This window comes from Sulfitobacter sp. 1A15299, assembly GCF_043556915.1.
In the GTDB taxonomy this organism is placed as follows: Bacteria; Pseudomonadota; Alphaproteobacteria; order Rhodobacterales; family Rhodobacteraceae; genus Sulfitobacter.
Map to the genome: position 1 here is coordinate 139,915 of NZ_JBIFFJ010000001.1, position 25,049 is coordinate 164,963.

The following is a 25,049-nucleotide window of genomic DNA, read 5'->3' on the forward strand; positions in this document are numbered from 1 at the left end:
AGAAACGGCGCGATTTGCAAAAGGGTTTGGCCGCCGAGGCTCTGGAACCGCGCTCAATAGGTCTTCTTGCTTGTCCGCAATTCGCCCGTCGCGAGAACCGGCGCGGCATCCAGACTGTCCACGTTCAGCATCGCCGCCACACGCTCCAACGACGACACCAGCTGCGCCTGCTCCCAATCGGCCAGACCCGCAAAGGCGCGGACGTAGCGCTGTTGCAGCGCATCGGGGGCTTCTTCCAAGACATCCTCGCCTTGGGTGGTCAGGGTGATGTTGGTCTGCCGACGGTCCTGCGCCGAGGGCTGGCGCGAGACCAAGCTGCGGGCCACCAGCTTGTCGACCAAGGCGGTCACGGTGGCTTGGCTCACCCCCATCTGATTGGCGAGGGTCTTGGCCGTCGGGTCTTTCTTCTCTCCCACGATCTGCAAAACGCGCAGTTGCGCAGGGGTCACCCCCGCAGCCTGCGCCAGATCGCGCGCATAGAGTTCAGTGGCCCGCAAAATGCGGCGCAAAGCGATCAGACTTTCGTCGACCCGGTCGGGATGTTTCTGCGTCATGGTGCATCTTTGCACATTGGCGACATTCTCAGCAATCGCTCAAAACCCACCTGATCGCTTAGTATAGCTAAGCGAAACCGCCTAATTTCGTTCGAAAAACGAAACAAATATGCACAGTTCTATGGCGATAAAACCACGCTATAAGCGTATTTTGAGGTAATTTGCTTTGATTGTTGAAGTATTACCGCGCATGACTTATTTAGCCTATCGAAACAATCAGGGAGCCACGAACGGATGCAGAATAAACTCGACATGAAAAAAGCCCGCACACCCAAGCTGCGCAAGCCCAATGCCGAGGACGGAGCCGCCATCTGGCGGTTGATTCGCGACTGTAAGCCGCTCGACGAAAACTCGCTCTATGCGAACCTGATCCAAGCCGACCACTTCCGCGACACCTGCGTGGTGGCCGAATTGGACGGTGATATCGTGGGCTGGATCTCCGGCCATATGATCCCTGCACAAGACGCCTTCTTTGTCTGGCAGGTCGCCGTCAGCCCCAAGGCCCGCGGCCTTGGTCTGGGCAAAACCATGCTGATGGAACTGGTGAACCGCGATGAGACCGAGGACGCCAAGACCCTCAAAACCACGATCACCCGCGATAACGACGCCTCTTGGGGGCTGTTCCGCAGCTTTGCGAACCACATCGGCGGCGATCTGTCCGATGCGCCCCACTTTACCAAAGACGCCCATTTCGAGGGCGCGCATGACACCGAACATATGGTGACGATCACGCTGCCCGAGGCCGCCGCGCTGAAACGCGCCGCGTAAACCGCAGCTGACAATTCACACGACAGACTCTCTTGAAGAGAAAGGATATTCCTATGCCTAAGGATATGGCACAGAGCACGACCATCTTTACCCGCCGCGAGAGCGAGGCCCGCTCATACTGCCGTGGCATGAACGCCGTTTTCACCCGGGCCAGCGGCTCGGAAATGTTCGATGGCGAGGGCAACCGCTACATCGACTTTCTCGCCGGCTGCTCTTCGTTGAACTACGGGCACAACGACCCGGACATGAAGCAGGCACTGGTGGAGCATATCACCGCTGATGGCATCGCCCACGGCCTCGACTTCCATAGCGAGACCAAGGCGGCCTTCCTCGAAGCCTATGAGGAGAAAATCCTCAAGCCGCGCGGCATGGACTATAAGGTCATGATGACCGGCCCGACAGGCACCAACGCCGTTGAAGCCGCGATCAAGCTGGCGCGCAAGGTGACAGGCCGGACCAATGTGATCTCCTTCACCAACGGCTTTCACGGCATGACCATGGGCGCGCTGGCGCTGACCGGCAACAAAGGCAAGCGCGGCGGCGCGGGCGGCGGCTCGCTGGCCGATGTCACCCACATGCCTTTCGAAGGCGCCTTGGGCGAGAACGTGGACACGCTTGAGATGATCGACGCAATGCTGTCGAACCCCTCCTCGGGCATCGACGCGCCCGCGGCCTTTATCTTTGAGCCGATCCAAGGCGAAGGCGGGTTGAACGCGGCCTCCGACGCATGGATGCAGGGCATCGAAAAGATCGCCCGCAAACATGGCGCGCTGCTGATCGTCGACGACATTCAGGCGGGCTGTGGCCGGTCGGGGAGCTTCTTCTCTTTCGAGGCATCCGGCATCAAGCCTGACATGATCACCCAGGCGAAATCGCTTTCCGGCTTTGGCCTGCCCTTCGCGGCCCTGCTGATCGCGCCTGAGCATGACATCTGGAAGCCCGCCGAGCATAACGGCACTTTCCGCGGCAACACCCATGCCTTCGTCACCGCCCGCGTTGCGATTGAGAAATTCTGGTCCGATGACAAGTTTGAAAAGTCGCTGGCCGAAAAAGCCGTGCTGCTGACCACCGCGCTTAAAGATGTGGCCGATCTGGTCGACGGCGCCACGCTGAAAGGCCGCGGCCTGATGCAGGGCGTCGACGTCGGCTCGGGCGAGCTGGCCGGTGCGATCTGCGCGCGTGCCTATGAATTGGGCCTCGTGATCGAAACATCGGGCGCAAACGACGAGATCGTAAAATATCTTGCCCCGCTCACCACGCCGGAGAAGGTTATGCGCGAAGGCTTTGATATCCTTCTGCAAGCGACCCGCGATGTGACGGGCAACATGAAACTGGCAGCGGAGTAATACCGATGATTGTACGCGATTTTAACAAACTTCAGGGCACAGACCGTCACGTGGCGGATGCGAAATGGACCTCTACACGGATGCTTCTGGCCGATGACGGGATGGGGTTTTCCTTCCACATCACCGTGCTTGAGGCCGGGTCGGAGCACACGTTTCACTACAAGCATCACTTCGAGAGCGTCTATTGCATGAAGGGCAAAGGCTCGATCACCGATCTCGCCACCGGCGAGACGCATGAGATCACCCCCGGCGTCATGTACGCCCTGAACCTGAACGACAAACACACCCTGCGCGCAGAGGAAGAACTGCACATGGCGTGCTGCTTCAACCCGCCGGTCACCGGCAACGAAGTGCACCGCGAAGATGGTTCCTATGCGCCTGCCGAGGAGGTCGCTTAAGTTTTATGACTCAACCGTCCCACACTGTCGAAAAAATCGGCGGGACGTCCATGTCCCGCGTGAACCAACTCAAAGATACGCTCTTTGTCGGTGACCGTAAGGGCGCGGACATCTATGGGCGCGTCTTCGTGGTCTCGGCCTTTGGCGGGATCACGAACCTGTTGCTGGAGCACAAGAAATCGGGCGAGCCGGGCGTTTACGCCCATCTGGCCAACGCCAGCAACGATCACGGCTGGCACGAGGCGCTGACCCGCGTCTCGGCCGAGATGCAGCGCGTGCACCGTGAGGTGCTGGAGCATCCCGGCGACATCGAACAGGCCAACGCCTTCGTGTCCGAACGCACCCATGGTGCCCGCAACTGTCTGATCGACCTGCAGCGCCTCTGCGCCTACGGCCACTTCCGCCTGTCGGAGCATATGTTGCAAATTCGCGAGTTGCTCTCCGGTCTGGGCGAGGCGCATTCCGCCTTCGTCACCACGATCCTGCTGCAACGCGCTGGCGTGAACGCCCGTTTCGTCGACCTCTCAGGTTGGCGCGACGAGGGCAACGTGACGCTCGACGAGCGCATCGCGCAGGCGATGGAGGGGATCGACCCGCAGACGGAAATGCCCATCGTCACCGGCTATGCGCAATGCGCCGAAGGTCTGATGCGCGAGTTCGACCGCGGCTATTCCGAGGTGACCTTCTCCAAGCTCGCCGCCCTGACGGCTGCGCGCGAGGCGATCATCCACAAGGAATTCCACCTGTCGTCCTGCGACCCGAAACTGGTCGGCGAGCATGCCGTCAAGAAAATTGGCCGCACCAATTACGACGTGGCAGACCAGCTCTCGAACATGGGGATGGAGGCGATCCACCCCAAGGCGGCCAAAACCCTGCGCCAGGCCGACGTGCCGCTGCGCGTGACCAATGCCTTCGAGCCCGAAGACCCCGGCACGCTGATCGATGACCGTCAGGCCGAAGCGCCCGCGGTTGAGATCGTGACCGGCCTCGACATCGTCACGCTGGAATTGTTCGAGCAGGACATGGTCGGCGTGAAAGGCTATGACACCGCGATCCTCGACGTGCTGACACGGCACAATGTGCGGATCGTCTCGAAGGTCTCAAACGCCAATACGATCACCCATTATCTGGACGCTTCGCTGAAAACGATGCGCCGGGTGGAGAAGGATCTGGCCGCGATTTACCCCGCCGCCGAGATCACCACCCGCACGCTGTCCATGGCATCGGTCATCGGGCGCGATCTGAATGGCTTGTCGGTGCTGCAACGTGGCCTCGTGGCCATCGCCGAAGCCGGAGAGACGGCCATCGGCGCGAGCCAAGGGCCGCGCAATGTGGACGTGCAGTTCATCGTCGAGCGGGAGAGCCTGCAACCGGTGATCAAGGCGCTGCACGGTGCGTTTATCGAGGAAGAGGTGGCGGCGCCGCTGTCGCGGGCGGCCTGACGCCGAAATATACGACGCATCCTTAGCCGCGGCTCCCGAAAGGAAGCCGCGGCTTCTTCGTGCAAGGGCCATCGCCTGCCCGCGGGTCGGCGAACCAACATATTTTCGATACCACTTTATGCCTCAACCATGATGTGCGCCCGCGAAGTCGCTCCCAGCTTCACCAAATCGCCTACCCGGTCGCACCGAAGGTGCGCCCAGCATGGTCTGACACGCCTCTGGCGTGACGGGCGGGCAGGCGATGGCCCGGCGCCTACGGCTTGTCCCGGGCCCGGGTGGCACGTTCGCCCCAAACAAAAACGGCCCCGCAATCGCGAGGCCGTCCCAAACTCTCAAATCGCAGAGGCTCACCCCCCGCAGCGCTTCTCCGCATCTTCCACCGCTGCGGTGAAGCCCAGAAGCGAGAATGTGTCCTTGGTCTGCGTCCCGCGCGAGGAGCGACCAGTCAGCGTCGCATCCGCGCCACGCTTCATCGCGGCGATGATCTTGGCGTCATCCGCCGTCGTCGCGGGCCATGCCCATTCGCCTTCGGTGAACAGCTCGTAGCTGCTGCCCGAAATATCCATTGTCACGGTCGAGCCCGAAGCGAAAGGATAGCCGCCGGTGAAAGCGACCTGACCCTTGGCCTCAGCCGAAGGGCGGTAAAATACCATCAGCAACGTCTGGCCCCGGTTCACCGCCACCACACGCCCGTCGCGCGTGTTGACCACTTCCTTCGGCGTCGAGACGCCCCAGCATTCTGTCGGGTTATCTTCTACAAAGACGCTCCAGTCGGTCTTGGCAGCCACCCGGTTGGTGCTCTGCTCCTGCGCCACAGCGCCGCTTGCCACAAGGGCGAGCGCCCCAAGTGCAAGACCACATGTCTTCATCATTCCCATCTGTCCAGCCTCCAGCCGTCCTTGACCTCAACACGTCCACAGACCCCGACCGGGCAACCTCGGGCGGGTTGCTCTCTTGCGGGCGTCTGTTATCTGTTCGACACCAACCACAATAACGGCAAACGCGCGACCGACGAAACCCTGATTGGCAGGTTTTCGCCCAGAAACAGGATGAACCTCATGACCAAAGCAGCCCCCTTTGCGGAAATCTGGCGCGGACCCTTTCTGGAAAGCGTGCATTCCGGCCATGCCGTGATCTGCGATGCCAGCGGCCAGATCGTCGAGGCTTGGGGTGACCCGGAAAAGATCATTTTGCCGCGCTCTTCCTCCAAGATGATCCAAGCGCTGCCGCTGATCAATTCCGGCGCGGCGGACAAGGCGGGGCTGAGCACCGAGCAACTGGCGCTTGCCTGCGCCTCGCACCAAGGGGCCGCCATCCACACCGATCGGGTGGGCGTCTGGCTTGATACTTTGGGTCTGGACGACGCCGCCTTTCGCTGCGGCCCGCAGGAGCCCGCCGACCGCGACGCGATGGAGGGGCTGATCCGCGCCCATGAGAAACCCTGCCAGATCCACAACAACTGCTCGGGCAAACACGCAGGTTTCCTGACGCTGAACCAACACCTTGGTGGCGGCGCGGATTACGAAAAGCCGGAACACGCGGTGCAGAAAGCCTGCCTTGAGGCTTTCGAGACGGTCACCCAAGAAACCTCCCCCGGCTATGGGATCGACGGCTGCTCGGCCCCGAATTACGCCTGCACGCTGCACGGCATGGCCCGCGCCATGGCGCATTTCGCCGCGGCCCCCGAAGGCTCTGCCGAGGCGCGCCTACACGAAGCCATGCGCCTGCACCCCGAACTCGTCGCGGGCGAAGGCCGCGCCTGCACGGAACTGATGCGGGCGATGAACGGCAAGGTCGCCTTGAAAACCGGGGCCGAAGGCTTCTTCATCGCCATCTGGCCCGAGCGCAAACTGGGCATCGCACTGAAAGCCGCCTGCGGCACCACCCGCGCCGCCGAATGCGCGATCACCGCACTGATGGTCAAACTGGGGGCGCTGGACGCCAACCACCCCGCCGCGCTTAAGCGGATGAACGCGCCGATCAAGAACTGGCGCGGGCTTGAAACCGGGATGCTGAAACCGGCGGCGGGACTGCTCTAGACCTCTCGCGCTGCCGCTTGGCTCAAAAGAAGCGGCAGCGCCACGCGAGCAGGTTCAGCCCGCAAATTCGCTCAGCGCGTAGCCCTGCACGAACAGCAGCGCGGTCAGATCGCCGAAATTGATGCGGATGTCACATTCCGCCGCGACAGAAGGCTTCGCATGTAGCGCCACCCCCATGCCCGCGCGCCCCAACATGCCCAGATCATTGGCCCCATCGCCCACGGCGATGACCTGATCCTCGGTGATGCCCAGCTTTGCCGTGATCTCTTCCAGCGCAGTCACCTTGGCCTCGCGCCCGAGGATCGGCAGCCCCACACCGCCCGTCAGCGCGGCCTGTTCGACCAGCAGCGTATTGGCGCGATTCTCATCAAAGCCCAGCATCTCGGCCACTTTGGCGGTAAAAGCGGTGAATCCGCCCGAGACCAGCGCGGCATAGCCGCCATTGGCCTTCATCGTGCCCACCAGCGCCCCGCCGCCGGGCATCAGGGTAATCCGCTCGGCCAAAACCTTGTCGACCACGCTGGCCTTTAGCCCTTTCAACAGGCCCACCCGTTCGCGCAGAGCGCCGTCGAAGTCCAACTCACCGTTCATGGCGCGGGCGGTGATCTCTTTCACGCGCTCTCCGACGCCTGCCTCATCGGCCAATTCGTCGATACATTCTTGCTGGATCATCGTGCTGTCCATATCGGCGAGCAGCATCTTCTTGCGGCGGCCCTCTGTCGGCACGATCACCAGATCGACCCCCATAGACTGGCAGCTTTCCCAGACATCCCAACGGTTTTCCGGCATCTGGGACAGTGAGAACTCCGCCGCCTCATCCGGGGCCAGCCAAAGCGCGTCACCCCCGCCCCAAGCGTTGCGCAGGCTTTCCACCAGCGCGGGGTCGAGGCTGGGCTTGGTGGGGGAGGTCAATAAGATTGCCGTGAACATAAGTTTCCGATCCGCATCATTCGCGCCGCGCAAAGCGACATGACCGGCGTCCTAGCGTCATTTTGCGACTTGCGCCAGCCCGGCCTCCCCGCGTATCCCGGCAAGTGGGACACCCTTCCCCAACGAAGGGCGAATATCTGAGAGGGTAGCATCAATGGCTATGAACCAACCGGCACCGCGCCCGGAAGCGAAACCTGTTGCCGTACCGGCAAACCCGCGTTTCTCCTCCGGCCCCTGCGCCAAAATCCCCACATTCGATTTGACCAAGCTCGCGGATGCACCGCTGGGCCGCAGCCACCGTGCCGCGCCCGGCAAGGCCAAGCTCGCCGAGGCGATCGAGACCACCCGCGAAGTGCTCGGCGTGCCCGCCGACTACCGCATCGGCATCGTGCCCGCCTCCGACACCGGCGCCTTCGAAATGGCCATGTGGTCGCTCTTGGGCGAACGCCCGGCCGAGATGGTGGCATGGGAAAGCTTCGGCGCGGGCTGGGTCACCGACGTGGTCAAGCAACTGAAGATCGACGCGCAGGTCCACACCGCCGACTATGGCGAGATCGTCGACATGGCCGCGTTGAACTATGACAACGACGTCTGCTTTACATGGAACGGCACGACCTCGGGCGTGCGCGTGCCCACCGGCGACGTGATCCCGGCGAACCGCGCGGGCCTCACGCTCTGCGACGCAACCTCCGCCGCTTTCGCGCAAGACCTGCCGTGGGACAAGCTCGATGTGACGACCTTCTCTTGGCAGAAGGTGCTGGGCGGCGAAGCGGCGCATGGCATGTTGATCCTCTCCCCCCGCGCCGTGGAACGGCTGGAAAGCTACACGCCCGCATGGCCGCTGCCAAAAATCTTCCGCCTGACCAAGGGCGGCAAGCTGAACGAAGGCATTTTCAAAGGCGAGACGATCAACACGCCCTCCATGCTCTGCGTCGAAGATTACCTGCTGGCGCTCGACTGGGCCAAGTCCGTGGGCGGCCTCAGAGGTCTGATCGCACGCGCCGATGCCAACACCAAGGCCGTGGCGGATTTCGTCGAAGCGCATGACTGGATCGACTTCCTCGCGACCGATCCGGCGACACGCTCCAACACCTCGGTCTGCCTGAAGTTCACCGACGCGCGCATCAAAGACGGCGCCGCCTTTGCCAAGGCCGTGGCCAAGCGGCTGGCAGATGAGGGCGCAGCCCTCGACATCGGCGCTTACCGCGATGCCCCTCCGGGTCTGCGCATCTGGTGCGGCGGCACGGTCGAGACGGCGGACATCGAAGCGATGCTGCCGTGGCTTGCATGGGCTTTCGAGGCCGAAATCAACGCGTGACGCGATGGTGCGCGAGGATCGCGCACCCTACTCCCCCTCTCGTCGGTTGCGCATCTCTGCGCACCGCTGACCCCGTTTATGAAGGACCAGACAGATGGCTCCCAAAGTACTCATCTCCGACAAACTCTCCGAAGCTGCCGTTCAGATCTTCCGCGACCGCGGCATCGACGTGGATTTCCAGCCCGATCTGGGCAAGGACAAAGACAAACTGGCCGAGATCATCGGCAATTATGACGGCCTCGCCATCCGCTCGGCCACCAAGGTGACGGAAAAGATCCTTGCCAACGCGCCGAACCTCCAGGTGATTGGCCGCGCGGGCATCGGCACCGACAACATCGACAAGGAAGCCGCCTCGAAACAGGGTGTGATCGTGATGAACACGCCCTACGGCAACATGATCACCACCGCCGAACATGCCATCGCGATGATGTTCGCCGTGGCACGCCAGATCCCCGAAGCAAGCGCCTCCACCCACGCTGGCAAATGGGAAAAGTCCAAGTTCATGGGGGTCGAGCTGACCGGCAAGACCCTTGGCGTGATCGGCGCGGGCAACATCGGCGGCATCGTCTGCGACCGCGCGCGCGGGCTGAAGATGAAGGTCGTGGCCTATGACCCCTTCTTGGGCGAGGAGAAGGCCGAGAAGAGGGGCGTCGAGAAGGTCGAGTTGGACGAGCTTCTCTCGCGCGCCGATTTCATCACCCTGCACGTTCCCTACACCGAGCAGACCGCGAACATCCTGAGCCGTGAGAACCTCGAGAAGACCAAGAAAGGCGTGCGCATCATCAACTGCGCCCGCGGCGGTCTGGTGGACGAGGAAGCGCTGGCCGATCTGCTGAAATCGGGCCATGTGGCGGGCGCGGGTTTTGACGTCTTTGCCGAAGAACCGGCCAAGGAGAACCCGCTCTTCAACCTGCCCAACGTGGTCTGCACCCCGCACCTCGGTGCCGCGACCACCGAGGCGCAGGAGAACGTGGCCCTGCAGGTGGCCGAACAGATGTCCGACTACCTGCTCACCGGGGCCGTGACCAACGCGCTCAACATGCCCTCGGTCACCGCCGAGGAAGCCAAGGTCATGGGGCCGTGGGTCAAGCTTGCTGGCCACCTCGGCGCTTTCATTGGCCAGATGACGGACGAGCCGATCAAGGCGATCAACATCCTCTATGACGGCTTTGTCGCCAAGATGAACCTCAAGGCGCTGAACTGCGGCGTTGTGGCGGGCATCATGAAACGCGCCAACCCGGACGTGAATATGGTCTCCGCCCCCGTGGTCGCGCGTGAAAAGGGCATCCAGATCTCGACCACCAACCAAGACAAATCCGGCGTCTTCGACGGCTATGTGAAAGTGACTGTGGTGACCGAAAAGCGCGAACGCTCCATCGCGGGCACCGTCTTCTCGGACGGCAAGCCGCGCTTTATCCAGATCAAGGGCATCACCATCGACGCCGAGATCGGGGAGCACATGCTCTATACCACCAATGAAGACGTGCCGGGCATCATCGGCACGCTGGGCCAGACCATGGGCGAAAACGGCGTGAACATCGCCAACTTCACCCTTGGCCGCCACACCGCCAAGGGCGAGGCGATTGCCCTACTCTATGTCGACGATCAGGTGCCCGAGACGGTGATCGGCAAACTGCGCGACACCGGCATGTTCCGGCAGATCAAGCCGCTGCAATTCGACGTGGCCTAAGCCCCGCACGACCTGCACAATCTGGAAGCGCCCCCTCGTGGGGCGCTTTTGCTTTCGGGGGCATCTTGCGGCTCAGCCTTCCCTTCCCCGCCGCTTTGCGGCATCACGAGGGGGTTCAGAAGGACAGGAACGATCATGCCCAGCCCCATCTACGCCATCGGAGACATCCACGGTTACGCCGCCGAGCTTGAGCGCGTCTTGACCCTGATCGAAGAAGACGGCGGGCCGGAGGCGCAGATCGTCTTTCTGGGCGACTACACCGACCGCGGCCCCGACAGCAAAGCGGTGATCGAACGGCTGGCCCAGGGCAGGGCCGAGGGCCGCAACTGGACCTTCCTGATGGGCAATCACGATCGGATGTTCAGCTGGTTCATGGAGGATTTCCCTCGCCACGATCCGCTGCTGCTGGTTGAGCTTAACTGGCTGAACCCGCGTTTGGGCGGCGACACGACGCTGAACTCCTACGGCGTGTCGGTCAGCGGGCGCGACCGGATGTCAGAGGTGCATGAGAAAGCCCGCGCAGCGGTGCCGCAGAGCCATGTGGATTTCCTCAAGACCCTCGCCCTGTCGCATCAAACGCCCGACCTTTTCTTTGCCCATGCGGGCATCCGCCCCGAGGTGCCGTTAGGCGATCAGCGCGAGAATGATCTGTTGTGGATCCGCAAGGAGTTTCACCAATATATCGCGCCGCATCCTAAGTTGGTCGTGCACGGCCACACGCCGGTCGACAGCGCCATGCACTATGGCAATCGGGTGAACCTCGACACCGGGGCGGGCTATGGCAAACCGCTCTGCGCGGCGGTGTTTGAAGGGGAGGACGTTTGGGTTCTCACGCAGCAGGGGCGCAATCGCCTGCGCCCCTGAGCGGTTCAGGTCCAGTCCAGCACCACCTTGCCCGACCGCCCCGATTTCATCGCGGCGAAACCCTGTTCGAAATCGTCGACCCCGAAGCGGTGCGTGATGATCCCCGAGACATCCAGCCCGTTCTCCAACATGGCGATCATCTTGTACCAAGTTTCAAAAATCTCGCGCCCATAGACGCCCTTGATGGTGATCGCCTTGAAGACGATGCGGCTCCAGTCCACCGGCGATTTGCCCGGCGGAATGCCCAGCATCGCGATGCGCCCGCCCATGGTCATCGCCTCGACCATCTGATCCAGCGCCTGCTGGTTGCCCGACATCTCTAGGCCGACGTCAAACCCCTGTTTCATCTTCAGCTTGCCGATCACCGCGCCCAGGTCCTCCTTGGCCACGTTCACCGGCACCACATCGGCGACCTTTTCCGCCAGCGCCAGACGGTCGGGGTTCACATCCGTGATCACCACATGCCGCGCGCCCACGTGCCGCGCCACCGCGGCGGCCATGATGCCGATCGGCCCCGCGCCGGTGATCAGCACGTCCTCGCTCACCAGATCGAAGCTGAGCGCCGTGTGCACCGCGTTGCCCAAAGGATCGAGGATTGCGCCGATGTCGTCCGAAATCTCGTCCGGCAGCGGCACCACGTTGAAGGCGGGCAGACGCAGGTATTGCGCGAACGCCCCCTGCTCGTTGACACCGATGCCCCGCGTCGCGGGATCGAGGTGGAACTTGCCCGCGCGGCTCTGGCGCGACTGCTTGCCGATCAGATGCCCCTCGCCCGAGCAGCGCTGGCCGATCTCCAGCCCCTCGACGTTGCGGCCAAGCTCGACGATCTCGCCCGCGAATTCATGGCCGGTGATCAGCCCCACCGGCACGGTCCCGGCAGCCCAGTCGTCCCAGTTCCAGATGTGGATGTCGGTGCCGCAGATGCCGGTCTTATTGATCTTGATCAGCACATCGTCGGGGCCGATCTCGGGCACGGGGGCATGGGTCATCCACAGCCCCTCGCGCGGGTGCAACTTGGCCAGTGCCTTCATCTCATTGGTCGCCATCAGATCACCCCACAGGCCTTGCCGGCCGTCTCGAAGGCTTTCAGCGCGCGGTCTAGTTGCTCGCGCGTCAGGGCCGCGTTCATCTGGGTGCGGATGCGCGCCTGACCGCGCGGCACCACCGGGAAGAAGAAGCCGGAGACATAGACACCTTCCTCAAAGAGCTTGGCCGCCATGTCCTGCGCCAGTTGCGCCTCGCCCAGCATCACCGGCACGATGGGGTGCTCGCCCGGCAGCAGGTCAAAGCCCAGCTTTTCGAGCCCTGCGCGCCAATATTCGGTGTTCTCGAAAAGCCGCGCGCGCAGGGCGTCGCCCTCTTCCACCAGTTCCAGCGCCCGGATGCCGGCGCGCACGATCGACGAGGGCAGCGAGTTCGAGAACAAATAGGGCCGCGCGCGCTGGCGCAGCAGGTCGATCACCGGCTGTGGCCCGGCGATATAGCCGCCGATGGCGCCGCCGAGCGCCTTGCCCAGCGTGCCGGTCACGATGTCGACCTTGACCCCGTGATGCGCCGGCGTGCCCGCGCCCCTCGGCCCCATGAAGCCGGTGGAGTGGCAGTCGTCGACCATCACCAGCGCCTCGTATTTTTCGGCCAGTGCGGTGATCTCGGGCAGTTTGGCGAGGTAGCCGTCCATCGAGAAGACCCCATCGGTCGCGATCATGATGAAGCGCGCGCCGTCTTCGCGCGCCTGTTTCAGCTTGGCCTCGAGATCCTCCATGTCGCTGTTGGCGTAGCGGTAGCGTTTGGCCTTGCACAGCCGGATGCCGTCGATGATCGAGGCATGGTTCAGCGCATCCGAAATGACCGCGTCCTCCGGCCCCAGAAGCGGCTCGAACAGCCCGCCGTTGGCGTCGAAACAGGCGGCGAAGAGAATCGAATCGTCATGGCCGAGGAAATTGGCCAGCTTCTGCTCCAGCTCGCGGTGGATGTCCTGCGTGCCGCAGATGAAGCGGACCGAGGCCATGCCGAAGCCCTTTTCGTCCATCGCTTCCTTGGCCGCCGCGATCAGCTCGGGGTGATCGGCAAGGCCAAGGTAGTTGTTGGCGCAAAGGTTGATGACCTCGCGGTCGCCCACGGCGATCTCGCCACCCTGCGGCGTCGTGATGAGCCGCTCGCGCTTCATCATGCCCTCGGCGTCGATCTCGGACAGGGTGTCGGTGACATGGGATAGAAATGCTTGGGTCATGAGGCTCTCCTTTTCAGAAGGCATCTACCATAACGGAGGCCGTTCCGAAATAGAGGATTTCCGGAATGGCGGATTTTTTCCGATATATCGGAGGTCAGGCGTCCTGCACGACCAGAAAGGCGCGCACCGGCCCTTCAGTGGCGCGGATCGCATGGGGCACGTCGGCGGCATAGCGCGCGGTGTCGCCAGCCTGCAGCCGCTCGGTCCCGCTGCCGCTGGTGACCTCCACCGCGCCTTCGAAGACGCTGAGATGCTCGCGCGCGCCGCGGGTGTGGGGCGCACTGTCGAGCACGCCGCCCTCGGCGATGAGCAATTCATAGACCTCGTGATGCCCGGCTTCCTCGGGCGGCGACAGGATGCGAATGCGGCAACCGTCGCCCAGATTGCTGATCGTCGGCACGGCGGCGCTGCGCAGCACCTCGATCTGCGGCTCGCCGGGGGCGGCGTCGAGAAGGCCGGCGAAATCCACCTGCAGGGCGCGGGTCAGGTTCCACAGCGTGGCGATGGTCGGGCTAGACTCGCCGCGCTCGATCTGGCTGACCATGGAGCGCGACACGCCCGAAAGCTTCGCCACGGCATCGAGCGACAGCCCCTGCCCCTGCCGCGCCTCTTTCAGGCGGGCGGGCAGCTGTGTCAGGATCTTGTCGGTGTTGTCCGTCATGGCGGATATGTCGCGCGGCACCTCGCTCCTGTCAAGCCGCCGCATGACGGGACGTTTCGCCTGACTTTGCCTTGCCCGCCCCCCATAGTGCCGCCAACGATCAGAGGAGAGTTTCATGTCAGACGATATCGTCATCCTGAGCGGCGCACGCACCGCCATCGGCACTTTCGGCGGCGCGCTTGCCGCCACCCCGCCCACCAAGCTGGGCAGCACCGTCGCGGCGGCAGCAATGGCGCGCGCGGGCGTCGATCCGGCGCAGATCGGCCATGTCGTCTTCGGCACCGTCATCAACACCGAGCCGCGCGACATGTACCTTAGCCGCGTCGCCGCGCGCGACGCGGGCGTGCCCGACGAGGTGCCAGCGATGAACGTGAACCGTCTTTGCGGCTCGGGCGTGCAGGCGCTGGTCTCGGCCACGCAAAGCCTGATGCTGGGCGATGCGGACTTCGCGCTTGCAGGTGGCGCCGAAAGCATGTCGCGCGCGCCTTACGTGCTGCCCGATGCCCGCTGGGGCCAGAAGATGGGCGATGCACGCAGCCTCGACATGCTGTTGGGCACGCTGAACTGCCCCTTCGGCACCGGCCATATGGGCGTGACGGCCGAGAACGTGGCGGATGAACACATGATTACCCGCGAAGAGATGGACGCCTTTGCCCTGCAAAGCCAGGAACGCGCGGCGGCGGCCATCGCGGCGGGACACTTCAAAGACCAGATCGTGCCCGTCGAGGTGAAGGTGAAGCGCGACATGGTGCCTTTCGACACCGACGAACACCCCAAGTCCACCACCGCGGAGGCGCTGGCCGGGCTGCGCCCCGTCTTCCAGAAGGACGGCCGCGTCACGGCGGGCAACGCCAGCGGCATCAACGACGGTGCCGCGGCGCTGGTGCTGGCGCGCGCGGAGGCTGCGAAGGCCGCCGGGCTCACACCCCGGGCCCGCCTCCTCGGCTACGCCCACGCGGGCGTGCGACCCGAGGTCATGGGCATCGGACCGGTCCCCGCCGTGCGCCGCCTGCTGGAGCGCACCGGGCTGAAGGCCGATGACTTTGACGTGATCGAAAGCAACGAGGCTTTCGCGAGCCAGGCGCTGGCGGTGAGCAAGGAACTGGGCTTCGATCCGGCAAAGGTCAACCCGAACGGCGGCGCCATCGCCCTTGGCCACCCGGTCGGCGCGACGGGGGCGATCATCACGGTGAAAGCGCTCTACGAATTGGAGCGGATCGGCGGTAAGCGCGCGTTGATCACCATGTGCATCGGCGGCGGGCAAGGCATCGCCATGGCCATCGAACGTATCGCCTGAAGGCCGGGGTTGGGGGCCGCGCGGCCCCCTGCCCTAAAGCAGCGCGTCGATCAGGGCGATTGTGGTGGCCCCGGCCACACCGGACATCACCGCAGTCGCCGCGATATAGCGCCAGAAACGCGGGCGGCGCTCGGGCTGCTCCTGAGCCTGCCGGTTCAGCGCCTGCTCGACCAGCCCCGGCAGGCGGGGGCCGAAACGGGCCATGACCATCGCCGTGTCGCGCAGATCAGAGACGATGGCCCGCGGACCGAGCGACTTGGTGATATAGTCGGTCACGATGGGGCTGGCGACTTCCCAGATGTTGATATGCGGGTTGAGCGAGCGGGCGACCCCCTCCACCACGACCATGGTGCGTTGCAGCAAGATCAACTCGGTCCGGGTTTCCATGCCGAAACGCTCGGTCACCTCGAACAGATAGGTCAGCAGCCGCGCCATGGAAATGCGGGTGGCATCCATGCCGAAAATCGGCTCGCCCACCGCGCGCAGGGCGCGGGCGAACTCGTCAACGTCCTTGTCGGCAGGCACATAACCCGCCTCGAAATGCACCTTGGCGACGCGCTGGTAATCACGGCGGATGAAGCCATAGAGAATCTCGGCATAGACCCGGCGGGTGTAGCTGTCGATATGACCCATGATGCCGAAGTCATAGGCGATGATGTCGCCATTGGCGGCGACCTTGAGGTTGCCTTGGTGCATGTCAGCGTGGAAATAACCATCGCGCAGAGCGTGCTGGAGGAAGAGTTGCAGCACCCGTTCCGACAGCGCCACCCGGTCGTGCCCCGCCGCATCCAGCGCGGCATTGTCGCCCAGCGGCAGCCCATCGGCCCAGCCCAGCGTCATCACGCGGCGGCCCGAATAATTCCATTTGATTTCGGGCAGTTGAAACCCGGCGTCATCCTTGGTGTTGGCCGCGAACTCCGACGCGGCGGAACTTTCGAGCCGCAGGTCCAACTCCCCCCGCACGACGCCGTCGAAATGCTCGATCACCTCCATCGGGCGCAGACGGCGCGACCCGGGCGAGAAAATCTCGGCCATCCGCGCGGCGAGGTAGAAGGCGTCGATGTCCTTGCGGAAGGCTTTCTCGATGCCGGGCCGCAGGACTTTGACGGCAACCTCCTCGCCGGTCTCGGCCAGCCGCGCGTGATGCACCTGCGCGATGGAGGCCGCGGCGACGGGTTCGCTGAACTCGGAAAAGATCGCGCGGACCGGCACGCCCAACTCCTGCTCGACCGCGCTGCGGGCCAGCGCCATGTCAAAGGGCGGCAGTTTGTCTTGCAGCACGCGCAATTGCACCGCCAGATCGTCGCCCACCACGTCGGGGCGGGTCGACAGCACCTGACCGAATTTGATGTAGGCCGGGCCAAGCGCCGTGAGCGCGCGGGTGGCGGGCGGCATCGTCGGGTCGCCGCTATAGCCCAGCCATTTGAACGGAAGACCAAGCGCGCGGGCCACGAAACGCAGCGGCGGGGAGGCATCGAAAGCATCCAGCACCACATTCATCGCCCCGGCGCGTTCCAACGTCGCGCCCGTGCGGATCAACCGCCAGATGTTGTGCGGACCGCGCATCAGAGCTTCCAACCCGAATGCAGCGCCGCGATCCCCATCGACAGGTTGCGATACTTGGCCTGCCCAAAGCCCGCCGCGCGCACCATCGACAGGAAGGTCTCCTGATCAGGGAAATTGCGGATCGATTCGACCAGATATTGATAGCTGTCGCGGTCCCCCGCGATGGCTTGGCCCATGCGCGGGATCACGTTGAAGCTGTAGAGGTCATAGGCTTTCTGCATCGCCGGATTGGGCAGTTGGCTGAACTCCAACACCATCAGACGGCCACCGGGGCGCAGCACGCGGTACGCTTCGTTCAGCGCCTCTTGGGGGCGGGTCACATTTCGGATGCCGAAGCTGATCGTGTAGACATCAAAGGTGTTGTCGGGGAACGGCAGCGCCATCGCGTCGCCCACGACCCAATCAAGGCTGCCGGTCAGCCTGTCCGCCTCGGCCCGCTGGCGGCCTTCGACCAGCATCGGCTCGGTCAGGTCGAGCACGGTGGCATGGCCGCGCCCGGCACGTTTGAGGAATTTGAAAGACACATCGCCAGTGCCCCCCGCCACATCGAGCAGTTTCTGACCGGGGCGCGGGGCGAGCCAGTCCATCATCGCTTCTTTCCAGACGCGGTGGATCCCCATGCTCATCACATCGTTCATGATGTCGTATTTGCTGGCGACGGAGTTGAACACACCCTGCACGCGCCCGGCCTTTTCATGTTCGGGCACGGTCTCGAAACCGAAATGGGTTGTTTTGTCAGCGTCCTGGGTCATCTGCTCTTGCGATCCTCTGGTTCTGTCCCTTGTTATAGGGTGCCGGGGGGCAGGGACAATGCGTGCCTTTTGTCACAGGCAAGCCAGAGGGGAAACCGAGATGCCGGAACTGCCAGAGGTCGAAACCGTCCGCCGGGGGCTGGTCCCTGCGATGGAGGGCCAAGTGATCGCCCGCGCCGAGGTGAACCGCCCCGACCTGCGCTGGCCCTTCCCCGAGCGGATGGCGGAACGGCTCACCGGGCAGCGCGTCGGGTTGCTGCGGCGGCGGTCAAAATACATCCTCGCCGATCTGGAAAACGGGGAATCGCTCTTGGTGCATTTGGGCATGTCCGGGCGGATGCTGGTTTCAGGCGACCCTTTGGGGCAATTTCAGCACGACCACCCGGCGCCCGAGAAACATGACCATGTCGTGTTGCATATGGGTAACGGTGCGCGGATCACCTTTAACGACCCGCGCCGTTTCGGCGCGATGGATTTGATGCCCACCGCCGGGGCCGAGACGCACAAGCTGCTCGCCTTGCTCGGGCCGGAACCCTTGGGCAACGACTTTCACGAAGCGCATCTGGTCGCCGCGCTGAAAGGCCGCAACACGCCGATCAAATCTGCGCTGTTGGATCAGCGGATCGTGGCGGGCTTGGGCAATATCTATGTCTGCGAAGCGCTTTACCGCGCGGGGATTCACCCGGCCCGCAAGGCCGGGCGCATCTCGGCTGCGCGGGTCGCCGGGCTGGTGCCGATCATCCGAAACGTGCTGACGGATGCGATCACGGCGGGGGGATCGTCGCTCAAGGATTTTCGGCAAGCGGATGGCGAATTGGGCTATTTCCAACATAGTTTCGACGTCTATGGCCGCGCGGGCCAAGCCTGCCGCAGACCCGGCTGCGATGGCACCATCGCGCGCATCGTGCAAAGCGGACGCTCTTCCTTCTATTGTCCGCGTTGCCAAAGATAACTTGAAACATGGGGGGGCCGTGGTATGCACATTCCCCTGAGCGCAACAACAAAGAGCATTCTTGATGGCTTACGAAACGATCACCGTGGACGTGGACAACCATGTGGCCCTGATCACCCTGAACCGCCCGGATGCGCTGAACGCGCTCAACGAGGCGCTGCTGGGTGAACTCGCCAAGGCGCTGAAAAGCGCGCAGGAAAACGACAAGGTCCGCTGCATCGTCATCACCGGCTCGGAAAAGGCCTTCGCCGCCGGGGCCGACATCGCAATGATGCGCGAGAAAAGCTTTGTCGACGTCTTCATGGGGGATCTTTTCACGCCCGAAACCGATCAGATTCTGCGCGTGCGCAAGCCGATCATCGCCGCCGTGTCGGGCTATGCCCTCGGCGGGGGCTGCGAATTGGCGATGATGTGTGACTTTATCATCTGTTCGGAAAGCGCCAAGTTCGGCCAGCCCGAGATCAACCTCGGCGTCGTGGCGGGCATCGGCGGCACCCAGCGTCTGACACGGCTGGTGGGCAAGTCCAAAGCGATGGACATGAACCTCACGGGCCGCTTCATGGATGCCGAAGAAGCCGAACGCTCGGGGCTCGTGTCCCGCGTGGTGCCAGTGAAGAAACTGATGGAAGAGGCGCTCGGCGCCGCGGCCAAGATCGCCGAGAAGTCGATGATCTCGGCCACCGTGGTCAAGGAATGCGTGAACCGCGCCTATGAGGTGCCGCTGAGCGAGGGGCTGCTGTTCGAGCGTCGCATGTTCCATTCGCTGTTCAACACCGAAGACCAGAACGAAGGCATGTCCGCCTTCCTCGAAAAGCGCGAAGCGCAATTCCGCGACAAATAAGCGTCGCCCCCGGCGCGGCTTGCATTGCCGCGCCCGCTGCCTTATAGGCGGCACCAATACATGCGCGTGCAGCCCGCTCTGGCTAGAATCACCTACCCCAAAGGGGGTCCGGATCTCCGGTCGGGTTGGCGTCACGCATTGCTACGCAACATATGAACCCGAAGGCTGATACTCATGGCAAACACCCGTCAATCCGCAAAACGCGCCCGTCAAAACGAAAAGCGTTTTGCGATCAACAAAGCACGCCGTTCGCGCATCCGCACCTACCTGCGCAAAGTCGAAGAGGCGATCACCTCCGGTGACAAAGAAGCTGCAACCGCCGCTCTGAAAGCCGCCCAGCCCGAGCTGATGCGCGGCGTCACCAAAGGCGTTTTCCACAAAAACACCGCGTCGCGCAAAATGTCGCGCCTGTCCGCGCGGGTCAAAGCACTGGGCTAATTCGGCTTCTCAGCCAAGCCCTTAGAAACACAAGAGGCGCCGCATTGCGGCGCCTTTTTTCGTGCGGGTGCAGCGAAAAAAACACGCCAGAGATTCTTTTCCGGCAATCTCTGAGTCAAGATGGAAGATATGTTGAAGCGAACCGGAAACACTTGCTACCAAAGGTCCAGCGATTCATTTCGCTTGGGGGGACAGGCCCTGAACACGGCGTCAGCCAACTGGCAGAATGCCAAATTCAGGGGGGTGCAAGTGACCGTTCACAAACGGTTCCGCGTACCATCGTGAATGCTGCTGCCAGCACGTTTACCCTGTCGATGAGAACACGAACGGTTCGTTCAGCGCCTCTTGCGCCGGTTTACGGCACATCAGGCGCATGGGCAGGCCATTCTTTAAAAGTCCGAAGGACACAGGTCGGTCATCCGCGTGGGACCGGGTGGATGACCTGTTGCCGGGTGAAACAATTTATGGGCCGAGAACCACTCGGTCTCTGTGCGAAGAGCAAAGCGGGACGTAAGGCACGATGACACTAGATCACTGGGGCGAGATCAAAGAGCGGCTTCTAAAGACCGTGGGGCAGAACAACTACACCACTTGGATTGAACCGCTTGTGCCCGGCGCCGTCGAAGACGGAATTGTGACGCTCAAAGTGCCGACAAATTTCTTCGGCAACTACGTCAGCCAGAACTTCTCGGACCTGATTCTGCATGAGATCAACGTGACGGGCACCGATGCCACGCGTCTGAACTTTGCCCTGAATCAGCAGCCCCCCGCCGCCGAAAAGCCCGCCCCGGCTGCGCGTCAGACCTCGGCTGCCGTGAAACCCGCCGCCAATTCGCAGCTCAGCACCGCCCCGCTCGACCCGCGCTTCAGCTTTGACAATTTCGTCGTCGGCAAGCCCAACGAACTGGCCCATGCCGCCGCCCGCCGCGTCGCCGAAGGCGGCCCCGTCACCTTCAACCCGCTGTTCCTTTACGGGGGCGTCGGCCTTGGTAAGACCCACCTGATGCACGCGATCGCCCGCGAGCTGCATGAGCGCAAGCCCGAGATGAACGTGCTCTACCTCTCGGCCGAGCAGTTCATGTATCGTTTCGTGCAGGCCCTGCGCGACCGCAAGATGATGGACTTCAAGGAAATCTTCCGCTCTGTCGACGTGCTGATGGTCGATGACGTGCAGTTCATCGCGGGCAAGGATTCCACGCAGGAAGAGTTCTTCCACACGTTCAACGCGCTGGTGGACCAGCACAAGCAGATCATCATCTCCGCCGACCGCGCCCCGGGTGAGATCAAAGACCTCGAAGACCGCGTGAAATCGCGCCTGCAATGCGGCTTGATCGTGGACCTGCACCCCACGGACTACGAGTTGCGCCTCGGCATTCTGCAAAGCAAGGTGGACGTGCAGCGCAAGACCTACCCCGACCTTGAAGTGGCCGACGGCGTGTTGGAATTCCTCGCGCATCGCATCACCTCGAACGTCCGCGTCCTCGAAGGTGCGCTGACCCGCCTCTTCGCCTTCGCATCGCTGGTGGGCCGCGAGATCGACATGGGGCTGACGCAGGATTGTCTCGCCGACGTGCTGCGCGCTTCCGAGCGCAAGATCTCGGTCGAGGAAATCCAGCGCAAGGTTTCCGACCATTACAACATCCGCCTCAGCGACATGATCGGCCCCAAGCGCCTGCGCAGCTACGCGCGCCCGCGTCAGGTCGCCATGTATCTGTGCAAACAGATGACCAGCCGCTCCCTGCCCGAGATCGGCCGCCGCTTCGGCGGGCGCGACCACACCACCGTCATGCACGGGGTGCGCCGGATCGAAGAACTCAAGGTCTCGGACGGGCAGATCGCCGAGGATCTGGAGCTGCTGCGCCGGGCGCTCGAATCCTAGTCATAGCGGCCTGAGGGTTGTCCTCAGGACACGATCAAACAGCGATCGGGGGCGCAGCTTGCGCCCCTCTTGCATTCACTTCAACAAAGCCACAAAAGTTCTTGTGTAAGCGTGGGAACCGGGTAGTTTGCCTCTCCCGGCAGTCGGTATGGGAGAAGGCACATGAAATTCAGCATCGAACGCGCGGCACTGCTCAAGGCCGTTTCGCAAGCCCAATCCGTGGTCGAGCGCCGCAACACCATTCCGATCCTCGCCAACGTGCTGATCGAGGCCGAGGGCAGCGATGTCTCCTTCCGCGCCACCGATCTGGACATCGAAGTGGTCGACAAGGTCGCAGCGCAAGTCGAGCGCGCCGGTGCCACCACCGTTTCGGCCACCCTGCTGCATGAGATCGTGCGCAAGCTGCCCGATGGCGCGCTGATCAGCCTTACATCTGACACCGCCGCTGGCCGCCTGACGGTCGAAGCAGGCCGATCGAACTTCTCGCTGGCGACACTGCCGCGCGAGGATTTCCCGGTCATGGCCTCGTCGGAATATGCTTCGAACTTCTCGGCCCCGGCCCCGGTGCTGCGCCGCCTGTTCGACAAGTCGAAATTCGCCATCTCCACCGAGGAGACGCGGTATTACCTTAACGGGGTCTACCTGCATGTCGCTGACGCCGAGGGCGGCAAGGCGCTGCGCTGCGTGGCGACCGATGGTCACCGTCTGGCCCGGATCGACGCTGAAATGCCCGAAGGTGCGGCGGAGATGCCCGGCGTGATCGTGCCGCGCAAGACCGTGGGCGAGCTGCGCAAATTGCTCGACGATGACGAGATGGAAATCGCGGTGTCCGTCTCCGAGACCAAGATCCGTTTCGCCACCCCGGCCATCACCCTGACCTCCAAGGTCATCGACGGCACCTTCCCCGACTACACCCGCGTGATCCCGCAGGGGAACACCCGCAAAATGGAAGTCGACGCCGCCGATTTCGCCCGCGCGGTGGACCGCGTGGCGACCGTTTCCTCGGAGCGTTCGCGCGCCGTGAAACTGCAACTCGACGAAGACCGCCTCGTGCTCTCGGTCAACGCCCCCGACAGCGGCGCAGCGGAGGAAGAACTGGCCGTGGCTTACGGCGACGAGCGGCTCGAGATTGGCTTCAACGCGAAATACCTGCTGGAGATCGCCAGCCAAGTGGACCGTGAGAACGCCGTTTTCCTGTTCAACTCCTCGGGCGACCCGACCCTGATGCGCGAGGGCACCGATACATCGGCGGTCTATGTCGTCATGCCGATGCGCGTGTGACGCTGGCGGAAATTTTCACAATTTCCGCGCCGTTTTCTTTCAAAGAAAACGGGTGCTGAATGGCGCAGCTGTCTCTCTCCAACCTTGGCCTTTCGCATTTCCGTTCGCATAAACGCGCGGTGATCGAAGTCGACGCGCGGCCCGTGGCGCTTTACGGGCCGAATGGCGCGGGCAAGACCAATGTGATCGAGGCGATCTCGCTCCTGTCGCCCGGGCGCGGGCTGCGGCGCAGCAGCGCGCAGGACATGGCGCGCCGCCCCGAGGCTCTGGGCTGGAAGATCACCGGGGTCTTGCACGGCCCAAGCGTTCTCCACGAGGTCGAAATCTGGTCCGAGGGCGGTGCCGCCCGGCAGACCAAGATCGACGGCAAAGCCACCGCGCAGACAGCGCTTGGGCGGATCGCCCGGGTGCTCTGGCTCATTCCCGCGATGGACCGGCTCTGGATCGAGGGGGCCGAGGGGCGGCGGCGGTTTCTCGACCGGGTGACGCTTTCGATGCTGCCCGATCATGCCGAGCTTTCGCTCAGCTACGAAAAGGCCATGCGCGAGCGCAACCGCCTGCTCAAGGACATGGTGCGCGAGCCCGCGTGGTACGCCGCGCTCGAGGACCGCATGGCCGAGACCGGGGCGCAGATCCATGCCAACCGGCAACAAGCCCTCATCGCCCTCGCCACGGCGCAGGAGGAGGCACAGACCGCCTTCCCCATCGCCACGCTGATGCTGCAAAACGACATGCCCGACAGCGCCGAGGGGCTGCGCCGGGCGCTGTCGGACAACCGGATGCGCGATGTCGCCGCCGGGCGCACGCTGATCGGCCCGCATCGCGCCGATCTTGAGGGCACCTATGCTGCCAAGGGCATCGCCGCGCGGGATTGCTCGACCGGGGAGCAAAAGGCGCTGCTGGTCTCGCTCATCCTCGCCAATGCCCGCGCCATCGCCGCCGATTTCGGCGCCCCGCCGCTTCTGCTGCTGGACGAGGTGGCCGCCCATCTCGACGCCGCCCGCCGCGCGGCGCTCTATGATGAGATCACGGCACTCGGCGCGCAGGCCTGGATGACCGGCACCGGGCCGGAGCTTTTCGACAGCCTCGGAGACCGCGCGCAATACGTCGAGGTCACCGAGGAAGACTGGCTGTCACAGGTGGCGCGACGGTCATGACCCTCTCCCCTACCGACCTGCTGCTTTATTGCGGCGCGCTTTTGATCCTTTTCCTCACCCCCGGCCCGGTCTGGCTGGCGATGATGGCCCGCGCGCTCTCGGGCGGGTTTCAGGCGGCCTGGCCGCTGGCGCTTGGCGTGGCGGTGGGCGACATGCTCTGGCCGCTGGTGGCGATCCTCGGGATCACCTGGATCGTCTCGGCCTTCGACACGCTTATGGAGGTGCTGCGCTGAACCGCGGCGCTGGTCTTCATCGCCATGGGGATGGGCCTGATCCGGCAGGCGGGCGCAAAGATCGACACCGACCGCCGCCTTACCCGCCCCGGCATGTGGGCGGGTTTCGTTGCGGGGCTCATCGCGATCCTCGGCAATCCCAAGGCGGTGCTCTTCTACATGGGCGTGCTGCCGGGTTTCTTCGACCTGCGCGCGGTCACCGCCCCGGACATCGCCGCGATCCTCGCGGCCTCGGTCATCGTGCCGCTTCTGGGCAACCTCGTGATCGCGCTTCTGGTGGGCCATCTGCGCGGCTTTCTGACCGCCCCGCGCACCCTGCGGCGGATCAATCTGGCCTCCGGCGCGATGCTGGTTCTCGTCGGGCTGATCATCCCCTTCACCTGACACAAAATATGGGGGGATCGGCGTGACAA

At 63.5% G+C, this 25,049-nt stretch carries 23 protein-coding genes and 1 pseudogene; 16 read left to right on the forward strand and 8 right to left on the reverse strand.

The features are described from left to right. Positions 1 to 53 precede the first annotated feature (53 nt). The gene (locus ACGYK7_RS00660; protein ID WP_394398063.1) at positions 54 to 554 is read right to left on the reverse strand and encodes a MarR family winged helix-turn-helix transcriptional regulator; all 501 of its coding nucleotides are present in this window, start codon (positions 552 to 554) and stop codon (positions 54 to 56) included. 234 nt (positions 555 to 788) lie between these two features. Between ACGYK7_RS00660 and ectA the strand changes: the two genes are divergently transcribed. Genes ectA through ACGYK7_RS00680 form a run of 4 tightly spaced genes read left to right on the forward strand, consistent with a single transcriptional unit; the run spans position 789 to position 4,508 of the window. Further along, positions 789 to 1,322: a diaminobutyrate acetyltransferase gene (gene ectA, locus ACGYK7_RS00665; RefSeq protein WP_067261582.1), complete on the forward strand. Its 534-nt coding sequence runs from the start codon at positions 789 to 791 to the stop codon at positions 1,320 to 1,322. A gap of 53 nt (positions 1,323 to 1,375) precedes the next feature. Then, the gene (gene ectB / locus ACGYK7_RS00670; protein WP_394398065.1) at positions 1,376 to 2,668 is read left to right on the forward strand and encodes a diaminobutyrate--2-oxoglutarate transaminase; all 1,293 of its coding nucleotides are present in this window, start codon (positions 1,376 to 1,378) and stop codon (positions 2,666 to 2,668) included. Between the two features lie 5 nt (positions 2,669 to 2,673). After that, positions 2,674 to 3,066, forward strand: coding sequence for an ectoine synthase (locus ACGYK7_RS00675; RefSeq protein WP_067261585.1), 393 nt, complete (start codon positions 2,674 to 2,676; stop codon positions 3,064 to 3,066). A gap of 5 nt (positions 3,067 to 3,071) precedes the next feature. After that, positions 3,072 to 4,508, forward strand: a complete 1,437-nt coding sequence (locus tag ACGYK7_RS00680; RefSeq protein WP_394398067.1) for an aspartate kinase — start codon at positions 3,072 to 3,074, stop codon at positions 4,506 to 4,508. Between the two features lie 347 nt (positions 4,509 to 4,855). Here the strand turns inward: ACGYK7_RS00680 and ACGYK7_RS00685 are convergent, their stop codons facing one another. Beyond that, the gene (locus ACGYK7_RS00685) at positions 4,856 to 5,380 is read right to left on the reverse strand and encodes an invasion associated locus B family protein (RefSeq protein WP_394398069.1); all 525 of its coding nucleotides are present in this window, start codon (positions 5,378 to 5,380) and stop codon (positions 4,856 to 4,858) included. Positions 5,381 to 5,566: 186 nt separating this feature from the next. On the opposite strand from ACGYK7_RS00685, the gene ACGYK7_RS00690 reads away from it, so the two are divergent. After that, on the forward strand, positions 5,567 to 6,547 hold the full coding sequence (locus ACGYK7_RS00690) for an asparaginase (protein WP_394398071.1): 981 nt from the start codon (positions 5,567 to 5,569) through the stop codon (positions 6,545 to 6,547). A gap of 54 nt (positions 6,548 to 6,601) precedes the next feature. Here the strand turns inward: ACGYK7_RS00690 and serB are convergent, their stop codons facing one another. After that, positions 6,602 to 7,477 carry a phosphoserine phosphatase SerB gene (gene serB / locus ACGYK7_RS00695; RefSeq protein WP_394398072.1) on the reverse strand — a complete coding sequence of 292 codons (876 nt, stop codon included), beginning with the start codon at positions 7,475 to 7,477 and terminating at the stop codon, positions 6,602 to 6,604. Between the two features lie 154 nt (positions 7,478 to 7,631). Between serB and ACGYK7_RS00700 the strand changes: the two genes are divergently transcribed. The 3 genes from ACGYK7_RS00700 to ACGYK7_RS00710 all read left to right on the forward strand — a co-directional run bounded on the left by ACGYK7_RS00700 (position 7,632) and on the right by ACGYK7_RS00710 (position 11,349). Beyond that, positions 7,632 to 8,795: a phosphoserine transaminase gene (locus tag ACGYK7_RS00700; RefSeq protein ID WP_394398074.1), complete on the forward strand. Its 1,164-nt coding sequence runs from the start codon at positions 7,632 to 7,634 to the stop codon at positions 8,793 to 8,795. 94 nt (positions 8,796 to 8,889) lie between these two features. Next, positions 8,890 to 10,485, forward strand: coding sequence for a phosphoglycerate dehydrogenase (serA, locus tag ACGYK7_RS00705; RefSeq protein ID WP_394398075.1), 1,596 nt, complete (start codon positions 8,890 to 8,892; stop codon positions 10,483 to 10,485). A gap of 135 nt (positions 10,486 to 10,620) precedes the next feature. Beyond that, positions 10,621 to 11,349 carry a metallophosphoesterase family protein gene (locus ACGYK7_RS00710; protein ID WP_394398077.1) on the forward strand — a complete coding sequence of 243 codons (729 nt, stop codon included), beginning with the start codon at positions 10,621 to 10,623 and terminating at the stop codon, positions 11,347 to 11,349. Between the two features lie 5 nt (positions 11,350 to 11,354). Here the strand turns inward: ACGYK7_RS00710 and tdh are convergent, their stop codons facing one another. From tdh to ACGYK7_RS00725, 3 genes are all read right to left on the reverse strand, one after another. After that, positions 11,355 to 12,395: an L-threonine 3-dehydrogenase gene (gene tdh / locus ACGYK7_RS00715; protein ID WP_394398079.1), complete on the reverse strand. Its 1,041-nt coding sequence runs from the start codon at positions 12,393 to 12,395 to the stop codon at positions 11,355 to 11,357. Further along, complete coding sequence (locus ACGYK7_RS00720) at positions 12,395 to 13,579, reverse strand: glycine C-acetyltransferase (protein WP_394398081.1); 1,185 nt, start codon at positions 13,577 to 13,579, stop codon at positions 12,395 to 12,397. The genes tdh and ACGYK7_RS00720 overlap by 1 nt, the downstream gene beginning before the upstream one ends. Before the next feature lie 94 nt (positions 13,580 to 13,673). Further along, a complete protein-coding gene (locus ACGYK7_RS00725; protein WP_067261174.1) occupies positions 13,674 to 14,240 on the reverse strand; it encodes a helix-turn-helix domain-containing protein in 567 nt (188 codons plus the stop codon). 115 nt (positions 14,241 to 14,355) lie between these two features. On the opposite strand from ACGYK7_RS00725, the gene ACGYK7_RS00730 reads away from it, so the two are divergent. Further along, a complete protein-coding gene (locus tag ACGYK7_RS00730) occupies positions 14,356 to 15,537 on the forward strand; it encodes an acetyl-CoA C-acyltransferase family protein (protein WP_394398083.1) in 1,182 nt (393 codons plus the stop codon). Between the two features lie 33 nt (positions 15,538 to 15,570). On the opposite strand, the gene ubiB is transcribed toward ACGYK7_RS00730, so the two are convergent. Together ubiB and ubiE are read right to left on the reverse strand one after the other, a co-directional pair. Then, on the reverse strand, positions 15,571 to 17,103 hold the full coding sequence (ubiB, locus tag ACGYK7_RS00735) for a 2-polyprenylphenol 6-hydroxylase (RefSeq protein WP_394398085.1): 1,533 nt from the start codon (positions 17,101 to 17,103) through the stop codon (positions 15,571 to 15,573). Next, positions 17,103 to 17,855 carry a bifunctional demethylmenaquinone methyltransferase/2-methoxy-6-polyprenyl-1,4-benzoquinol methylase UbiE gene (gene ubiE, locus ACGYK7_RS00740; protein ID WP_394398087.1) on the reverse strand — a complete coding sequence of 251 codons (753 nt, stop codon included), beginning with the start codon at positions 17,853 to 17,855 and terminating at the stop codon, positions 17,103 to 17,105. The genes ubiB and ubiE overlap by 1 nt, the downstream gene beginning before the upstream one ends. A gap of 100 nt (positions 17,856 to 17,955) precedes the next feature. Here ubiE and mutM point away from each other — a divergent pair, with 100 nt between their 5' ends. The 7 genes and pseudogenes from mutM (at position 17,956) to ACGYK7_RS00775 (ending at position 25,020) form a co-directional block, all read left to right on the forward strand. Beyond that, on the forward strand, positions 17,956 to 18,807 hold the full coding sequence (mutM, locus tag ACGYK7_RS00745) for a bifunctional DNA-formamidopyrimidine glycosylase/DNA-(apurinic or apyrimidinic site) lyase (protein WP_394398089.1): 852 nt from the start codon (positions 17,956 to 17,958) through the stop codon (positions 18,805 to 18,807). A 64-nt stretch (positions 18,808 to 18,871) separates the two neighbouring features. Further along, positions 18,872 to 19,648 carry an enoyl-CoA hydratase gene (locus ACGYK7_RS00750; protein WP_394398091.1) on the forward strand — a complete coding sequence of 259 codons (777 nt, stop codon included), beginning with the start codon at positions 18,872 to 18,874 and terminating at the stop codon, positions 19,646 to 19,648. 174 nt (positions 19,649 to 19,822) lie between these two features. After that, the gene (rpsT, locus tag ACGYK7_RS00755) at positions 19,823 to 20,086 is read left to right on the forward strand and encodes a 30S ribosomal protein S20 (protein WP_067261164.1); all 264 of its coding nucleotides are present in this window, start codon (positions 19,823 to 19,825) and stop codon (positions 20,084 to 20,086) included. Between the two features lie 520 nt (positions 20,087 to 20,606). Next, on the forward strand, positions 20,607 to 21,965 hold the full coding sequence (dnaA, locus tag ACGYK7_RS00760; RefSeq protein ID WP_394398093.1) for a chromosomal replication initiator protein DnaA: 1,359 nt from the start codon (positions 20,607 to 20,609) through the stop codon (positions 21,963 to 21,965). 162 nt (positions 21,966 to 22,127) lie between these two features. Beyond that, entirely contained in the window at positions 22,128 to 23,246 is a 1,119-nt protein-coding gene (gene dnaN / locus ACGYK7_RS00765; RefSeq protein WP_394398095.1) for a DNA polymerase III subunit beta, read from the forward strand. 59 nt (positions 23,247 to 23,305) lie between these two features. Then, positions 23,306 to 24,403 carry a DNA replication/repair protein RecF gene (gene recF, locus ACGYK7_RS00770; RefSeq protein ID WP_394398097.1) on the forward strand — a complete coding sequence of 366 codons (1,098 nt, stop codon included), beginning with the start codon at positions 23,306 to 23,308 and terminating at the stop codon, positions 24,401 to 24,403. Then, positions 24,400 to 25,020: pseudogene (locus ACGYK7_RS00775) on the forward strand (LysE family translocator). The gene recF and the pseudogene ACGYK7_RS00775 overlap by 4 nt, the downstream one beginning before the upstream one ends. Positions 25,021 to 25,049: the final 29 nt, after the last annotated feature.